The organism is Actinoallomurus liliacearum, from assembly GCF_039542035.1.
Lineage (GTDB): Bacteria > Actinomycetota > Actinomycetes > Streptosporangiales > Streptosporangiaceae > Actinoallomurus > Actinoallomurus liliacearum.
Genome location: NZ_BAABHJ010000002.1, coordinates 593579 through 610388 on the forward strand (window position 1 = coordinate 593579; position 16810 = coordinate 610388).

14 protein-coding genes are annotated in these 16810 nt (G+C 72.7%); 3 read left to right on the plus strand and 11 right to left on the minus strand.

Annotation, left to right across the window (positions count from 1 at the left end; all coding sequences use genetic code 11):
• Positions 1 to 4: 4 nt before the first annotated feature.
• The 4 genes from ABD978_RS05350 to ABD978_RS05365 form a co-directional block, all read right to left on the minus strand.
• Positions 5 to 1015 (minus strand): ABC transporter permease, encoded by a 1011-nt coding sequence (locus ABD978_RS05350; RefSeq protein ID WP_345349201.1) that lies wholly within the window; start codon positions 1013 to 1015, stop codon positions 5 to 7.
• Positions 1012 to 1977: an ABC transporter permease gene (locus tag ABD978_RS05355; RefSeq protein WP_345349204.1), complete on the minus strand. Its 966-nt coding sequence runs from the start codon at positions 1975 to 1977 to the stop codon at positions 1012 to 1014. Before ABD978_RS05355 ends, ABD978_RS05350 begins: the two co-directional genes overlap by 4 nt.
• Positions 1974 to 3533 carry a sugar ABC transporter ATP-binding protein gene (locus ABD978_RS05360; RefSeq protein ID WP_345349207.1) on the minus strand — a complete coding sequence of 520 codons (1560 nt, stop codon included), beginning with the start codon at positions 3531 to 3533 and terminating at the stop codon, positions 1974 to 1976. The genes ABD978_RS05355 and ABD978_RS05360 overlap by 4 nt, the downstream gene beginning before the upstream one ends.
• A 97-nt stretch (positions 3534 to 3630) precedes the next feature.
• Complete coding sequence (locus ABD978_RS05365) at positions 3631 to 4713, minus strand: ABC transporter substrate-binding protein (protein WP_345349210.1); 1083 nt, start codon at positions 4711 to 4713, stop codon at positions 3631 to 3633.
• Positions 4714 to 4961: 248 nt separating this feature from the next.
• Here ABD978_RS05365 and ABD978_RS05370 point away from each other — a divergent pair, with 248 nt between their 5' ends.
• The 3 genes from ABD978_RS05370 to ABD978_RS05380 are packed head-to-tail and all read left to right on the plus strand — an operon-like array spanning position 4962 to position 10004.
• Positions 4962 to 7490 carry a LamG-like jellyroll fold domain-containing protein gene (locus tag ABD978_RS05370; protein WP_345349213.1) on the plus strand — a complete coding sequence of 843 codons (2529 nt, stop codon included), beginning with the start codon at positions 4962 to 4964 and terminating at the stop codon, positions 7488 to 7490.
• Positions 7491 to 7548: 58 nt separating this feature from the next.
• Positions 7549 to 8886: a beta-L-arabinofuranosidase domain-containing protein gene (locus ABD978_RS05375; protein WP_345349216.1), complete on the plus strand. Its 1338-nt coding sequence runs from the start codon at positions 7549 to 7551 to the stop codon at positions 8884 to 8886.
• The gene (locus tag ABD978_RS05380; protein ID WP_345349219.1) at positions 8829 to 10004 is read left to right on the plus strand and encodes a hypothetical protein; all 1176 of its coding nucleotides are present in this window, start codon (positions 8829 to 8831) and stop codon (positions 10002 to 10004) included. Before ABD978_RS05375 ends, ABD978_RS05380 begins: the two co-directional genes overlap by 58 nt.
• A 9-nt stretch (positions 10005 to 10013) precedes the next feature.
• Here ABD978_RS05380 and ABD978_RS05385 read toward each other — a convergent pair whose 3' ends face one another.
• The 7 genes from ABD978_RS05385 to ABD978_RS05415 all read right to left on the minus strand — a co-directional run bounded on the left by ABD978_RS05385 (position 10014) and on the right by ABD978_RS05415 (position 16795).
• Positions 10014 to 11540, minus strand: a complete 1527-nt coding sequence (locus ABD978_RS05385) for a sugar ABC transporter ATP-binding protein (RefSeq protein ID WP_345349222.1) — start codon at positions 11538 to 11540, stop codon at positions 10014 to 10016.
• Between the two features lie 121 nt (positions 11541 to 11661).
• Complete coding sequence (locus ABD978_RS05390) at positions 11662 to 12468, minus strand: DeoR/GlpR family DNA-binding transcription regulator (RefSeq protein WP_345349225.1); 807 nt, start codon at positions 12466 to 12468, stop codon at positions 11662 to 11664.
• A gap of 164 nt (positions 12469 to 12632) precedes the next feature.
• A complete protein-coding gene (locus ABD978_RS05395) occupies positions 12633 to 13385 on the minus strand; it encodes an urease accessory protein UreD (RefSeq protein ID WP_345349228.1) in 753 nt (250 codons plus the stop codon).
• Complete coding sequence (ureG, locus tag ABD978_RS05400; protein ID WP_345349231.1) at positions 13382 to 14035, minus strand: urease accessory protein UreG; 654 nt, start codon at positions 14033 to 14035, stop codon at positions 13382 to 13384. Before ureG ends, ABD978_RS05395 begins: the two co-directional genes overlap by 4 nt.
• Before the next feature lie 15 nt (positions 14036 to 14050).
• The gene (locus ABD978_RS05405) at positions 14051 to 14803 is read right to left on the minus strand and encodes an urease accessory protein UreF (RefSeq protein ID WP_345349234.1); all 753 of its coding nucleotides are present in this window, start codon (positions 14801 to 14803) and stop codon (positions 14051 to 14053) included.
• Positions 14803 to 16500, minus strand: coding sequence for an urease subunit alpha (locus tag ABD978_RS05410; protein ID WP_345349237.1), 1698 nt, complete (start codon positions 16498 to 16500; stop codon positions 14803 to 14805). The genes ABD978_RS05405 and ABD978_RS05410 overlap by 1 nt, the downstream gene beginning before the upstream one ends.
• A complete protein-coding gene (locus tag ABD978_RS05415; protein WP_425550672.1) occupies positions 16493 to 16795 on the minus strand; it encodes an urease subunit beta in 303 nt (100 codons plus the stop codon). Before ABD978_RS05415 ends, ABD978_RS05410 begins: the two co-directional genes overlap by 8 nt.
• Positions 16796 to 16810: the final 15 nt, after the last annotated feature.

Here is a 16810-nt window from a genome sequence, read left to right on the forward strand (position 1 = left end):
CCGGTCACAGTCGGCGGGCCCGGCTCAGGTAGGTCTGGGCCACCACCACGACGGCGAGGAACGCGCCGCTGACGACCTGTTGGTAGGACGAGGACAGGTCACCGATCTGGTTGATCAGGTTCTGGATGACGCCGAGGAGGAGGACGCCGGCGATCGTGCCGCTGACCGAGCCCGCGCCGCCGGTCAGCAGCGTGCCGCCGATGACGACCGCCGCGATGACGTCGAGTTCCATGCCGGTGCCGAGGATGGTCACGCCCGACGACAGGCGCGCGGCGTTCAGCGCGCCGGACAGGCCGGCCAGCGCGCCGGACAGCACGTAGACAGTGATCTTCGTCCGGATGACGGGCACGCCCATGAGCGCGGCGGCGTCCTCCGCGCCGCCGATGGCGTACACCGCCTGGCCGAACCCGGTCCGCTGCAGCAGCACGCCGCCGATGACGAACAGCGCGAGCGTCAGGTAGATGGGGTAGCCCAGGCCGAACAGGTGTCCCTGGCCGAGCCGGGCGAGCACCGAGCCGTGCGGGATCAGGTACGTCGTCGCGCCTTCGCGGGAGATCGACAGCAGCAGGCCCCGGGCGCCGAGCAGGCCGGCGAGGGTGACGATGAACGGCGCCAGCCGGACCCGGGCGATCAGCAGACCCTGGACGAGGCCGATCGCGCCGCACACCACCAGCGGCACCATGAGCCCGGCCGGGGTCCCCCACCGTACGGCGTACGCGGCCAGCACCCCGCCGAGCGCGAACACCGAGCCGACCGACAGGTCGATGCCGCCGGTGATGATGACGAAGGTCATGCCGAGCGCCACCATCGCGGGGAACGACGACGTGATGGCGATGTCGCCGAGGTTCTCCCTCGTAGGAAAGTGGCTGAAGGAGAGCGAGCCGACCAGGAGCAGAAGGACCAGCACCGCGGTCGCGCCGTGCCGCTGGATCAGGCCGAAGGCGCGGTCGCGCCGGCTCAGCGCGTAGGCGTCCTGGGTGACGGGCGTGTCGGCCGTCGCTTGCTCGGTGGTCATCGTCCGGCCCCTCCCCTCGCCGCGTACACGGCACCAAGGATGATCACTGCCTGCACCATCTGGGCGACCGAGTCCGGCAGATCGTGTTTGATCAGCGTCGCCCGTACGAGCTGGATGAGCAGCGCGCCGGCGACGGTGCCCAGCACCCGCACCCGGCCGCCGGTGAGCGGCGTGCCGCCGACAACGACCGCGGTGATCGCCGAGAGCTCCATCAGCAGGCCGAGGGACGAGGGGTCGCTCGCCTGCAGGCGGGCGGTGGCCAGCACGCCCGCGACCGCGGCCAGCAGGCCGGACAGGACGTACACCAGCAGGAGGACCCGCCGGACCGGCAGCCCGGACAGGACGCTCGCCGTGCGGTTGCCGCCGATCGCGACGAGCTGCCGGCCGAAGGTCGTACGCCGGACGACGCCGGTGACCACGAGGGTCAGGACGCCCGCGACGAGCACCGGCAGCGGGACCCCGACGAGGCTCGACGAGCCGAGGTCGAGCAGGGTCGCGTCGTGCACGTCCTTGAGCTGACCGCCGGCCAGCACGAGGGCCAGGCCGCGCCCGCCGACGAACAGGCACAGCGTGGCGACGATCGGCTGGACGTTGACGAACGCCACCAGCGAGCCGTTCACCAGCCCGACCGCGACGCCGCCCACCAGGGCGACCAGGATCGCCGGGCCGACGCCGTACCCGAGGTAGAGCGGGATCAGCGCGGTGGCCAGCGCCATCACCGAGCCGACCGACAGGTCCACGCCCTCCGTGCCGATCACCAGGGCCATGCCGAGGGAGACGATGACGACCGGTGCGACCTGGACGAGCTGGGTGCGCAGGTTCTCGGTGCTGAGGAAGTGCGGGGTGATCGCGATGTTGACGACGACGAGCGCGACGATCGCCGCGTACACGCCGTAGTTCTGCAGCCAGGCCAGCACCCGCGCGCCGGCCGGCCGGGGCAGCGCGACAGCGGTGTCGCTCATCCCACTTCCTCCCGCGCGTGGGCGGCGATCGTGGTCATCACGGCCTCCTCGGTGAGTTCGTCCCCGGTCAGCTCACCGACCACGGCGCCGTTGCGCAAGACCATGACGCGGTCCGAGCCCTCGACCAGCTCCTCCAGGTCCGAGGAGATCAGCAGGACGGCGAGGCCCGCCTCGGCGAGTTCGTCGACGAGCGCCTGGACCTCCGCCTTCGCGCCGACGTCGATGCCGCGTGTCGGCTCGTCCAGCAGCAGCACCTTGGGCTCGGTGGCCAGCCAGCGGGCCAGCAGGACCTTCTGCTGGTTGCCGCCGGACAGCTCGGCGACCGGCTGGTGCGGCCCGGTCGCCTTGATTCGCAGTCGCGCCATGAAGGTGTCCACGATCCGGTCGATGCGCGCGTCGGAGACGACGCCGGCGCGGGCCAGCCGCGGGAGGGCGGCCAGCGCGATGTTGTCGCGGACCGACAGGGTCGGCACGATGCCCTCCGCCTTGCGGTCCTCGGGCAGCAGCGCGATGCCCGCCCGTACGGCGGCCGTGGCCGAGCCCCGGCGGACCGGGAACCCGGCGACGGTGACCCCGCCCGCGTCGAGCGGCAGGACGCCCGCGATGGCCTTCGCCGTCTCGGTACGCCCCGCGCCGAGCAGGCCGCCCAGCCCGACCACCTCGCCGGGCCGGATGGCCAGCGACACGTCGTCGAGCAGGTGCCGGCTGGACAGCCCGTTCGCCTCGAGGACCGGCCCGCCGGACGCCTCGTGCGCTCCGGAGAACCGGGTGACGCCTTCGGCGCGGACCTGGGCGACGTCGCGGCCGAGCATCAGCGAGACGAGGCGGAGCCGGTCCAGATCGGCGAGGGCGCCCTGGTGGACGACCCGGCCGTCGCGCAGGACCGTGACGCCGTCGCAGACGCGGTACAGCTCGTCCAGGCGGTGGCTGACGTAGATGACCGCGATCCCCCGCTCGCGGAGCCGGTCGATGACGCCGAACAGCGTGTCGACCTCGCGCGGTTCGAGAGAGGAGGTCGGCTCGTCCATGATGACCACGCGGGCGTCGACCGAGACGGCGCGCGCCAGCGCGACCATCTGCTGCGCGCCGACGCCGAGGGAGCGCAGCGGCAGCCGGACGTCCACCCGCACGCCGTACGACTCCAGCGTCCGGGCGGCCAGCTGATGCATGCGGCGCGTGTCGATGAGCCGCAGGGCGCGGCGCGGCTCGCGGCCGAGCAGCAGGTTGCGGGCCACGCTGAGGTCCGGGACCAGCCCGATCTCCTGGTGCACCGCCTGCACACCGGCCCGTTGCGCCTCCAGCGGACCGGTGAACCCGGCGGGCCGGCCCGCGAGGAGCACCTCACCCTCGTCCGGCCGGTGCACACCCGTGATCACTTTGATGAGGGTCGACTTGCCCGCGCCGTTCTCGCCGACCAGCGCGTGGACCTCGCCGGGCCGCAGGCTCAGGGACACCCGGTCGAGGGCGAGCACGCCGGTGAAGCGCTTGACGATGTCGCGCGCCTGCAGCACCGGCGTGTCTCCCGGATCGCGCTGTTCGGGGACGGGATCGGTCATGAGGCCTCCTTCGTCGGCCTCATGACCAAGGTGCTGTGCTCACTGATTCCCTCGCTTCGCTCGGTCATGGGCACCCCCGGTCGTGTCGGAGCATCGATCAGTACGCGGACGCGAGCGACTGCTTGGCGTTGGAGGAGTCGTACTCCCGGTCGGAGATGATGACCTTGTCGGGGATCGGCTCGCCGTTCACGAACTTGCTCAGCGTCTGGAACGCCAGCGGGCCGAAGCGGGGGTTGGACTCCACGACCGCGTAGATCCAGCCGCTGACGATCTGGGACACGGCGTTGCGGGTCCCGTCCACGGACACGATCTTGATGTCGCCGGCCTTCTTGCCCGCGCCCTTGAGGGCGGTGACCGCGCCCAGCGCCATCTCGTCGTTCTCGGCGTAGATCGCGTTGACGTCGGGGTGGCTCTGGATCATCTGCTCGGTGACCTGCTGGCCCTTCTCGCGGGCGAAGTCGCCGGTCTGCTGGAAGGTGATCTGGATGCCGGGCGCCTGCTTGGCGATCTCGTCCTTGAAGCCGTTGGTGCGCTCGGTGGTCACGTTGTTGCCGGACGAGCCGAGGAGGACCGCGACCTTGCCCTTGCCGTTCAGAGCTTTGATCATCTGGTCGGCGGCCCGCTTGCCCTGCTGGTAGAAGTCGGACCCGATGAAGGTCACGTAGTCCTTGCAGGCGGTCGCGTTGATCTTCCGGTCGACCGTGATGATCGGGATGTGCTTGGCGGCGGCCTGCTGCAGCACGGGCTCCCAGCCGTCGGAGTTCAGCGGCGCGATGACCAGTGCCTTCGCCCCCTGGGCGATGAGCTGCTGGACGTCGCTGATCTGCTTGCTGAACTGCGACTGGCCGTTGGTCGTCCGCAGGCCGGTGATCCCCTCCTGCTTCGCCTCCGCCTTGATCGAGGCCGTCTCCGCGATGCGGAAGGGGTTGGCCTCCTTCTCGGACTGCGAGAACCCGACCACCGAGGTCTTCAGGTCGAACTTCGTGCCCCCGAACTTGTCGATCGTGCAGGAGGGCGCGGAACCCGACGGGCTCTGCACCACCTGCCCGGCCTGAGCGCTCCCGCCGCCGGTCGGCTGGTCCTTCTCGGACTTGGCGCAGCCGGCGGCGAGCAGGGCGGTCATCGCGAGGAACGTGGTGGTGAGCGCGACCGGGCGCGAGCGGTACGGAGGGACGGTCATTGCAGGTCCTTCCCCAGGCGGAGGCGAGATTCCGGTAATTGACGCACCCACGATCGAGTTCTGTCAATAGCGATCAGCATCGATCTAATTTTTCGGTCTGAATCTTGCAGGATCGATCAGCGGCCTTCATGCTGTGCTCACCGGTACCGGCCGTCCCAGTCCTCCTGGCCTCCGTCCGTTCCGGCGCAGCCGCGCGCCGCGCTGCGCCCATCCGCCCATCACCCTGTTTCAACAGATGGGAGTCTGCCGTGCCCGCCCTCCGATCATCCAGCCTCGCCAGACCTCGTGGCCCGGCCGTCATCATCGGCCTCGCGGTCGCGCTTCTCGCCGCACTCGTCGCCCCCGCCTCCGCCTCCGCACCGGCCCCCGCCTCCGCACCGGCCGCCGCGTCCTGGAAGGCCCAGACCCCGCCGCTGACCACGCCCTGGACCGACCAGGTCTCCCCGACCAACGCCCTCCCGGAGTACCCGCGGCCCCAGCTGACCCGGTCCCGGTGGCAGAACCTCAACGGCGAATGGCAGTTCGCCGAGGCGTCCGCCGGCGAGACGCCGCCGACCGGCAAGACCTTGGCGGAGCGGATCCTCGTCCCGTACCCGGTCGAGTCGGCGCTGTCCGGGATCAAGCGCCACGTCGACCACATGTGGTACCGCCGGACGTTCACCGTGCCGAAGTCCTGGCACGGCGGCCGGCTCCTCCTGCACTTCCAGGCCGTCGACTACCACGCCACCGTCTACGTGAACGGCACGCAGGTGGCCACGCACACGGGCGGCTACGACGGCTTCTCCGCCGACGTCACCGGCGCGCTCCGGGGCAACGGCCCGCAGGAGCTGCTGGTCGGCGTCGACGACCCCACCGACATCGGCTCCCAGGCACTCGGCAAGCAGCGCAAGCCCGGTGACGGCATCTTCTACACCCCGTCCTCCGGGATCTGGCAGACCGTCTGGATGGAGCCGGTCGCCGCGTCGTACGTCTCCCGCCTGGACGCGACGCCGGACCTGGCGAGCAAGACGCTGCGGCTGACCACGCACGTCGCCGGGAGCCCGGCGGCGACGGTCGAGGCCGTCGCGTACGCCGGGCACCGCCCGGTGGGCCGGGCCGTCGGCGCGGCGGGTGCCGAGCTGAGCATTCCGATCCGCAAGCCGCACCTGTGGACGCCGGACGACCCGTACCTGTACACGCTGAAGGTGCGGGTCCGGGAGGGTCACAAGGTCGTCGACGAGGTCGGCTCGTACTCCGGGATGCGTTCGATCGGCCTCGGGAAGGGTCCCGACGGCAAGGTGCGGATGCTGCTGAACGGCAAGTTCGTCATGCAGGTCGGCACGCTCGACCAGGGCTTCTGGCCGGACGGCATCTACACCGCGCCGACCGACGCCGCCCTGCGGTTCGACCTGGAGGCGCACAAGCGCCTCGGCTTCAACATGGTCCGCAAGCACGTGAAGGTCGAGCCCGACCGCTGGTACTACTGGGCGGACCGGCTCGGGCTGCTCGTGTGGCAGGACATGCCCGCGACGTACGCCGGGCACTCGCCGTCCGCGGCGGTCAAGACGCAGTTCGAGACCGAGCTGCGCAACCTCGTCGACCAGCACCGCAGCCACCCGTCCATCGTCGTGTGGGTGCCCTTCAACGAGGGCTGGGGCGAGTACGAGCCGGATCGGATCGCCGCGCAGGTCAAGGGCTGGGACCCGAGCCGTCTCGTGGACATCGACAGCGGCACCAACTGCTGTGAGTCCATCCCGAACATCGGCTCGGGCGACATCTACGACGACCACACCTACGTCGGCCCCGGCTCCCCGGTCCAGCAGGGGGCGCGGGCCGCGGTCGACGGGGAGTACGGCGGGCTCGGCCTCAAGGTCGACGGCCACATGTGGGACCCCGCACACGGCTTCGCCTACGAGATGGAGCCCGACCAGGCCACGCTGACCCGGCGCTACACCGAGTTGCAGAACCGCCTGCTCGACGTGGAGCAGCGGTGCGGCGTGTCCGCGTCGGTCTACACCCAGATCACCGATGTCGAGAACGAGCTCAACGGCATCTACACCTACGACCGTCAGGTCCTCAAGCCCGGCGCCGAGCAGGTCCGCGCGGCCAACGAGGCCCTCATCAAGGCGTCCGGCTCGGTCGGCCAGGGCGGCGGCCAGAGCTTCCCGCCCGGCACGCCGGGTCTCGACGGCGTCAGCTTCTACCCGCTCGACGAGGGATCCGGCGCGGTCGCCAAGGACACGGTCGGCACGCACGACGCGACGCTCGTGAACGGGCCGGCGTGGACGGCCGGGCACTCCGGGTCCGCACTGCAGTTCAACGGTTCCAACCAGTTCGCCGACACCGGCGCGGCCATCCTGGACACCACCGGGAACTACAGCGTGTCCGCCTGGGTGAAGCTCGACCGGCGCGGCGGGTTCGCCACGGCGGTCAGCCAGGACGGCGACACGAACAGCGCCTTCTACCTGCAGTACTCGGGCGCTGACGACCGGTTCGCGTTCAGCTTCGCCGGGGTACGGGCGCTCGCGCCGACCGCCCCGGAGACCGGGCGCTGGTACCACCTCGTCGGGGTCCGTGACGCCGCCTCCGGCTCGCTGACCCTGTACGTCGACGGGCAGAAGGCCGGAAGCGCGGCGGCCTGCCTCGGCGACCGGTCCACCGGGCACACGGTGATCGGCCGCGGCAGGTACGGCGGCAACCCGGTCGACTACTGGAACGGCGCCATCGACCAGGTGCACGTCTTCGACCGGGCCCTGTCCGCCGACGACGTCGCCAAGCTCTACCAGTCCGGCAAGTGACGCGGCGCGGGAGGGACCCTCGGGTCCCTCCCGCCTCCCGTGAGAAGGAGAGAGTCGGATGGAACGACGGACGTTCCTCACCCGCGGCCTCACCGTCACCGGGGGCGTGGCCGCGGCCGGAATCGGCGGACGGCCCGCCGACGCGGACACCCGGGACCGCGTGCGGGTCCTGCGGACGGTGGAGGCCGCCTCGGCGGGCGGGCACTACACGCCGAACCGCGCGCCGCTGCGGCCGGCGCCCTTCCTGAAGCTGCCGCCGGGGAGCGTGCGGCCGAAGGGATGGCTGCGGCGCCAGCTCGACCTGCAGGTCGAAGGGCTGAACGGGCGCATGCCCGAGGTCTCGGACTACCTGGTCTACGACACGAACGGGTGGGTCGACCCCGCGAAGGGAGGCTGGGAGGAGCTCCCGTACTGGCTGCGCGGCTTCACCGACCTCGGCCTCGTCACCGGCGACGAGCGCGTGCGGAGCCTGACCCGCCGGTGGGTGGACGGCATCCTGGCCGCGCAGACGGCCGACGGCTGGTTCGGCCCGGCCGCCCTGCGCACCTCCCTGGAGGGCGGCCCGGACTTCTGGCCGCACATGCCCGTCCTCGACGCGCTCCGCTCGTACGCCGAGGCGACCGGCGACGAGCGGATCACACCGTTCCTCATGCGGTACTTCGACTTCCAGAACCGGCAGCCCGCCGAGGTCTTCCGGCGCGGCTGGGGCGCGTACCGCTGGGGCGACACGATCGACAGCGTCTACTGGGCCTACAACCGGACCGGGGACGACCGGCTCCTCGACCTCGTCCGCAAGATCCACGCCGGTTCCGCCGACTACGTCACCGGCCTGCCGACCCCGCACAACGTGAACCTCGCCCAGGGGTTCCGCGAGCCCGCGCAGTACGGCGTGCTGGCCGGCGACCCGGCGCTGCGCGCGGCGACCTACCGGGACTACGACACGGTGATGGGCACGTACGGCCAGTTCCCCGGCGGCGGGTTCGCCGGCGACGAGAACTGCCGACCGTACTTCACCGACCCGCGGCAGGGCCTGGAGACCTGTGGGTTCGTCGAGCTCATGCACAGCTTCGAGCTGCTGACCCGGATCACCGGGGACCCGGTGTGGGCCGACCGCTGCGAGGACATCGCCGTCAACTCGCTGCCCGCCGCCTTCGACCCCGCGCAGCGCGGCACGCACTACATCACCAGCGCCAACGGCGTTCAGCTCGACGACATCGCCAAGACCCACGGCCAGTTCGACAACGACTTCGCGATGCAGGCGTACATGCCGGGCGTGCACAACTACCGCTGCTGCCCGCACAACTACGGCATGGGCTGGCCGTACTACGCCGAGGAGCTGTGGCCGGCGACGTACGACGCCGGCTGTGCGCCTCGATGTACGCCGCGTCCGAGGTGACGGCGAAGGTCGGCGGCGACGGTACGACCGTCACCGTGACCGAGGAGACCGGGTACCCGTTCGATGAGAGCGTGACGCTGCGGATCTCCACGCCGCGTCCCGTCGAGTTCCCGCTCTACCTGCGCGTGCCGCGCTGGTGCGAGCAGCCCGCGCTGCGGGTGAACGGTTCTCCCGTTCCCCTGCGGGCGGCGCCGCCGTGCTACGTCGTCGTCACCCGTACCTGGCGGCACGGGGACCGGGTCGAGCTCCGTCTCCCCATGCGCGCCACCACCCGTACCTGGGAGAAGAACCACGGGGCGGTCTCCGTGGAATACGGCCCGCTCACCTTCTCCCTCGCCATCGAGGAGAACTGGCGGCGGTTCGCCGGCACGACGACATGGCCGGAGTACGAGGTCACCGCCGGCTCCCCGTGGAACTACGGCCTCGACGGACGGTCGTTCAGCCTGCGGCGGCGACCGGCGCGCGGGAACCCGTTCACCCGGCGGGGAGCGCCCCTCGAGATCCGGGCGCGGGCCCGCCGCATCCCCAACTGGCGGACCGACGACGAGAACGTCGTCCGGCCGCTGCAGGACGGCCCTGTCCGGTCGGACGAACGCGCGGAGACCGTCACGCTCATCCCCATGGGCGCCGCGCGGCTCCGCATCACCGCGTTCCCCGTCATCGGGCACGGCGCGGACGCCCGGGACTGGCGGCTCGTGCCGGTCGCCAGTGCCTCCCACCTGTGGCAGGGGGACACGACGGAGGCGCTGTGCGACGGGATCGAACCGGCGTCCTCCGGCGACGAGTCGATCCCGCGGTTCACCTGGTGGGACCACCGCGGCGGCGTCGAGTGGGTCCAGTACGACTACCCGGAGCCGATCACGGCCGCGGCCACCGCCGTGTACTGGTTCGACGACACCGGCCACGGGCAGTGCCGCGTCCCGGTGTCGTGGCGGCTGCTGTACCGCGACGGCGACACGTGGACGCCGGTCGAGAACCCGTCCGCGTACGGGACGGCGCGCGACACGTACAACCGCACGACCTTCACTCCGGTACGGGCGACCGCGTTCCGGCTGGAGGCCCGGCTCGGCGACGGTGTGTCGGGCGGCATCCTCGAATGGAGGATCGACCAGGTCTGAAGGAACAGGTCAGCGCTCCGCCGGCGGCGCGCCGCCGGCGGAGGCCATGGCCGTGATGATGCGCTCCTCGGTGATCTCCAGGCCGGTCAGCTCGGCCGCGACGGCGCCGTCGCGCAACACCACGACGCGGTCGCAGCCGGACACCAGCTCCTCGAGGTCGGAGGAGATCAGCAGGATGGCCAGGCCGGCGACGGCCAGCTCGTCCAGCAGGTCCCGCAACTGCGCCTTGGCGCCCACGTCGATGCCGCGCGTCGGCTCGTCCAGCAGCAGCACCTTCGGCTGCATCGCCAGCCAGCGGGCGAGGAGGACCTTCTGCTGGTTGCCGCTGGACAGCTCGGCGACCTTCTGCAGCGGCGACGTCGCCTTGATGCGCAGGCGGCGCATGAAGGTCTCCACGACCCGGTCGATCCGCGCGCCCGACACGAGGCCGAAGCGGGACAGCCGCGGCAGCGCGGCCAGCGCGATGTTGTCGCGGACGGACAGCGACGGGATGATCCCCTCGGTGGCGCGGTTCTCCGGCAGGAGACCGACACCCGCCCGGATCGCACCGGCGATCGAGCGCCGCCGCAGCGGCGCGCCCGCCACCGTGACCTGGCCGGCGTCCAGCGTCAGCGCGCCCGCGATGGCCTTGGCGGTCTCCGAGCGGCCGGCCCCCAGCAGGCCGCCCAGCCCCAGCACCTCGCCCTCCCGGAGCTCCAGCGAGACGTCGGCCAGCGCGTGCCGGCGCGTGAGCCCGGTGGCGCGAAGGTACGGCGGATCGGCCGGTGCCTCGGCGGCGGACTCGGGCGGGTCGGGCGACACCTGCGGGAGCCGCCGCCCGAGCATGATCGACACCAGCGTGCGCCGCTCGAGACCCGCGAACGGCCCGCTGTGCACCACCCGGCCACCGCGCAGCACGGTCAGCCGGTCGCCGAGCCGGTACAGCTCGTCGAGCCGGTGGCTGACGTACAGCACCGCCCGGCCCTGTTCGCGCTGTTCGGCCACCACCCGGGACAGAGTCTCGATCTGCGGCGGCTCCATCTCCGCGGTCGGCTCGTCGAGGACGAGGACCTCGGCGCCGGCCGTCACCGCCCGGGCCAGGGCGACGAGCGTGCGGGCGCCGGGGTCCAGCGTCGCCAGCGGCCGGCGGACGTCGACCCGCAGCCCGTGACCGGCGAGGACGCCGGCGGCCTCGTCGTTCATCCGCGCGACGTCGATCAGGCCGAGCCGGCCCCTCGGCTCGGCGCCGGCGAACAGGTTGCGGGCGATGCTCAGCGACGGGATGAGCGCGCTGTCCTGGTGCACCGCCATGACGCCGGCGCGGCGGGCGTCCAGCGGGCTGCCGAAGCGGACCCGCTCGCCGTCTCGGCGCAGCCGTCCGGCGTCGGGCCGGTACACCCCCGACAGGATCTTGACGAGCGTGGACTTGCCCACGCCGTTCTCCCCGGTCAGCGCGTGCACCTCGCCGCGCGCCAGCGTGAGTGAGACATGGTCGAGAGCGACCGTGCCGGGGAACATCTTGAGGATCCCGGCCGCCTCAAGGGCTCTGTCGGTCACGACGCACCTCCCGGTAACGCGCCGGTGTATCGCAGGTAATACCACGCCGCGGCCGTCCGCCACCAGGGATGCCGGACACGGACGATACGGCCGAGGGCGTGGAAGGGAGATCCGAGGGCCGTCAGAGACGGGCGACGTGGATCCGCACGCCCCGCGCGCTCAGCTCGTGAAGCTCCTCCGGCGAGGCGTCCTCTCCGGTGACGAGGTGGTCGATGCGCTCGGGCGGCACGGTCTGCACCATCGTGTCCACCCCGACCTTGGTGTGGTCGGCGAGCACCACGACCTCCTCCCCCGCCTCGGCGAGCGCCCGGTCGGTGCCCGCGACCTGCATGTTCGGGGTCGACAGGCCGCGCTCGGCGGTCAGCCCGTTGCCGGAGATGAACACCCGGCGCATCCGCAGCCCGGCCAGCGACCGCTCCGCCGCGCTGCCGATCAGTGCCTGCACCGGACCACGCAGCGTGCCCCCGGTCACCACGACCTCGATGCGCGGCGAGCCGGCGAGGGTCTGGGCGACCAAGAGCGAGTTGGTGACCACCGTGAGGTCGGTGTGGCCGGTCAGCCGCTGCGCGAGCGCGTGTGTCGTGGTGCCGGGGCCGATGGCGATCGCGTCACCGTCCTCGACCAGGGCCGCCGCCAGATCGGCGATCGCGGCCTTCTCGTCGCCGGCGACCTGGGCCTTCTGCAGGTAGGTCGGTTCGCGAGAGAGCTCGCCGGGCAGGGAGGCCCCGCCGTGGTGGCGGTCCAGCAGGCCGTCGGCCTCGAGCGCGCGTACGTCACGGCGCACCGTCACCTCGGACGACTGGACGGCCTCCGCCAGCTGACGCAGCGACAGCGTGCCGTTCGCCCGCAGCAGTTCGAGGATGCGCTTACGGCGCTCGGCGGCGAACACCGGCTTGCGACCGTCCGACGGCCCTGGGACGTCGCTCACGGTCCCCCCTGAAGGCGAAAACTCCCACTCTCTGAGATCGTAGCCACCCGCCGGGCCGACGGCGCACCCGATCAGCGAGTCGGCGGTGGCGGACCGCCGCCGCGACCGGCTCCCGAGCACGGCTCCGCGTGCCTTCGCTTCGAGGTTCCCGGCTCGGCGGGTGATCACGAGGAGATCCGGCGGCGGCCCGCCGTCAGGCGTTCCCGCAGCCGTACGGCGTCGGCGGCCAGGGCCGTCACCAGGACGCCCGGCCCGGCGAGCGGCAGGACGGCCAGCCCCTCCTCGGCGTAGGGATCGGCGGTGGCGCGGGTGACCAGCAGGGTTCCGACGGCCCGCGCGTCGCCGAGCACGGCGCCGCTCGGCGCGTCCTCGTCGATCCGCAGCTCGTGGCGGAGCAGCGGCGTCCCGCCGACCGTGACGTCGAACCGGCCGGTATAGCGGCCCGGCGCCTCGCCGTGGCGGCCAAGGATGATCTCCTCTCGCCACACCAGGTCCGCGCCCTCGGCCAAGGTCGCCTCCGCCAGCGCGCGGTGGTCGCAGCCGGCCGCCGCGATCACGGGTTCGGGAGTGAAGGCGAGCCGGCCCCCGGCCGCGACGTCGGCCCGTACGACGAGGCGCGAGGCACCGGCACCCCGCCGTCCCGGCAGGACGAGCGTCGCCGCGGCCGAGCGCACGTCCAGCCGCGCGCCCGGCCCGACCTCGACGGTCAGCTCGAGGTCGTCGCCGCCGAGCGGTCCCGCGCCCGCGCCGACGAGATAGACGGCCCCGTCGGACTCGCGCAGCGCCAGCGGGCCGTCCGACCGCAGCCGCGTGATCCGCGTCCGCCCGCCGGGACCGCGCTCGGCGCGCACCGCCGCCCGCGCCGTGAAGCCGGTGCCGGTCGCGGCGGCGTACGAGGGCGCGCGGACGGAGGTCACGCGGCGGCGTGCTCGGCGAGGGCGGCGCGCACCCAGCCGAGGACCTCGGGGACGTCCGGGCGTTCCCGCAGCGAGGTGAAGGCGATGGGCAGCCCGTCCCGTACGCGCTCGGCGTCGCGCGCCATGACGGTCAGGTCGGCGCCGACCAACGCCGCGAGGTCGGTCTTGTTGATCACCAGCAGGTCCGCGGTGGTGACGCCCGGACCGCCCTTGCGGGGGACCTTGTCGCCGCCGGACACGTCGAGGACGAAGATCTGCCGGTCGACCAGCCCGCGGCTGAACGTCGCGGTGAGGTTGTCGCCGCCGCTCTCCACGATGACGAGGTCGAGCGGGCCGTGCCGGTCCTCCAGGGCCTCGACGGCGTCCAGGTTCGCGGAGATGTCGTCGCGGATCGCGGTGTGCGGGCAGCAGCCGGTGCGGACCGCCGCGATCCGGTCGTCGTCGAGCACGGCGTTCCGGCGCAGGAAGTCGGCGTCCTCGGTCGTGTAGATGTCGTTCGTGACGACGGCCAGCGCGGCCTCCTCGTGGAGCAGCCGGCACAGCGCGGCGACCAGGGCGGTCTTGCCGCTGCCGACCGGGCCGCCGATGCCGACCCGCAGGGCCCGGTGGGGGCGCGGCTCGTGCGGGTCGTGGCCGTGGTGGAGTCCCAAGGGTTCCTCCGATCGTCAGGATTCGAACAGGCGGAGGTCGGCGCGGTCGTGCAGTTCGGCGAACACGTCCAGGGCCGGTGCGGAGACCGCCGGCAGATCGCCGACGCGGACGGACTCGGCCGCCTCCGCGGCCACGTGGTCGACGTGCGCGGTCAGGCCCGCCAGGACGCGGTGCACCCCGAGGGGGTCCAGCCCGAGCAGGCGGACCGCCGCCGAGGCGGGCCCGGTCACCGAGCCGTACGCCGCGATCTGCGCCGCCCGTACCGGAGCACCACCCGCGGCGGCGACCGCGGCGCCCAGGACGATCGGCTGGTGCGGACCGCCGGCCGCCCCGGTCAGGAGGTCGAGGACGGAGCCGGGCCACAGGCCGCGGGCGACGCGCAGGAGCGCCCGCCCCTGCGCCCGCGACGCCCGCCGCTGCGCGGGCGCCGGCGTACGCGCGTCCGCCTCGGCGTCGAGCCGGACCCAGCCGGCCCACGCCGCCGTACGAGCCCGCGCGCCGGGTCGTACGGGAACGGCATCGCCCGGGGGCCCATCGCCCTCGGATCCGGCGCACTCGTGCGCGTAGGCGCAGGCGGCCGCCGCCAGGCCGGCCATGACGAGTCCCGTGGTGGCGAGCCGGCCGCGCAGGAAGGCGGCGAGCGTGGCCAGGTCGTGGACGACGCCGGTCGCGGCGGCCGTCTCGAGGCCGCCGGAGTGCGCGTGCCCGCCGGCGGGCAGCCGCGAGTCGGCGAGCAGCAGCAGCGCGGCGTCCATCGGCGCGTCCATCAGAACAGGAAGTACCGACGGGCCATGGGCAGTTCGGACACGGGCGCGGGTTCGACCTCGTCCCCGTCGACGGTGACCGTGAACGTGTCCGGGTCGACCCTGATCTCCGGCAGCGCGTCGTTCAGCGGCAGGTCCGCCTTGCCCAGCCGCCGGGTGTCCTTGACCGCGACCAGGGGCCGCCGCACGTCGAGGCGCCCGGCCAGCCCGTCCTCGAGCGCGGCGGGCGCGACGAAGTACACCGACGTCGCCGGGGCCGCGGTCGCGCCCCACATCGGGCGGGGAAACACCGGTTGCGGGGTCGGGATCGAGGCGTTCGCGTCCCCCATCGCGCCCCAGGCGATCACGCCGCCCTTGAGCACGACGTGCGGCCGGACGCCGAAGAACGCCGGATCCCACAGCACCAGGTCCGCGAGCTTGCCCACCTCGACCGAGCCGACCTCGGCGTCGAGACCGTGCGCGATCGCCGGGCAGATCGTGTACTTGGCGACGTACCGCCGGGCGCGCAGGTTGTCGTCCAGGCCGCCCCGGCGGGCCTTCATCACGTGCGCGGTCTGCCAGGTGCGGATCACGGTCTCGCCGATCCGGCCCATGGCCTGGGAGTCCGAGCCGATCATCGAGATGGCGCCGAGGTCGTGCAGGACGTCCTCGGCCGCCATGGTGGTCGGGCGGATCCTCGACTCGGCGAAGGCCAGGTCCTCCGGCACCGCCGGGTTCAGGTGGTGGCAGACCATGAGCATGTCGAGGTGCTCGTCGAGCGTGTTGACCGTGTGCGGCCGGGTGGGGTTGGTCGAGGACGGCAGGACGTTCGGGTGCGCGGCGACCGTGATGATGTCCGGCGCGTGCCCGCCGCCCGCGCCCTCGGTGTGGTACGCGTGGATGGAGCGGCCGCCGATGGCGTTCAGCGTCGACTCGACGTACCCGGCCTCGTTGAGGGTGTCGGAGTGCAGCGCCACCTGGACGCCCGAGGCGTCGGCGACGCGGAGGCACGCGTCGATCGCGGCCGGGGTCGACCCCCAGTCCTCGTGCAGCTTGAAACCCGACGCGCCGCCGCGCAGCGCCTCCCACATGCCCTCCTCGGACACCGTGTTGCCCTTGGCGAGCAGCGCCACGTTGACCGGGAACGGGTCCATCGCCTCCAGCATCCGGGCGAGGTACCAGGCGCCGGGGGTGACCGTCGTCGCCTTCGTGCCCTCGGCCGGCCCGGTACCGCCCCCGATGAGCGTGGTGACACCGGCGCCGAGGGCCTCCTCGACGAGTTGCGGGCAGATGAGGTGGACGTGCGAGTCGACCGCCCCGGCCGTGAGGATCCGGCCGTTGCCGGACAGGATCTCCGTCGACGGCCCGATCACGAGGTCGGGGTGGACTCCGTCCATCGTGTCCGGGTTGCCGGCCTTGCCGAGCGCGACGATCCGGCCGTCGCGCACGCCGACGTCGGCCTTGACGACGCCCCAGTGGTCCAGCACCACGGCGCCGGTGATCACCAGATCGGGCGCGCCCTCGGCGCGCGTCGCCGTGCCCTGGCCCATCGACTCGCGGATCACCTTGCCGCCGCCGAACACCGCCTCGTCGCCGGCCCCGGCACCCTGGCTCAGATCCTCGGTGACCTCGATGAACAGGTCGGTGTCGGCCAGGCGTACGCGGTCGCCGGCGGTCGGACCGTACAGCCGGGCGTAGCGGTACCGGGAGATGTCAGTCATGGCGCAGCCCCGGTACGACCGCGCGTCCCGCGAGCGGCACCAGCGACACCTCACGCGTGACACCCGGTTCGAACCGCACGGCGGTGCCGGCCGGTATGTCGAGCCGGTGGCCGCGCGCGGCCTCCCGGTCGAACGCGAGCGCGTCGTTGGCCTGCGCGAAGTGATAGTGCGAGCCGACCTGCACCGGGCGGTCGCCGGTGTTGACGACCGTGACGGTCCGTCGCGTACGGCCGGGGTTCAGGCGTACGGGGCCGTCCCCGGCAACGATCTCGCCCGGCACGATTCCGGAGCTCATCGCGTCCCCTTCGCC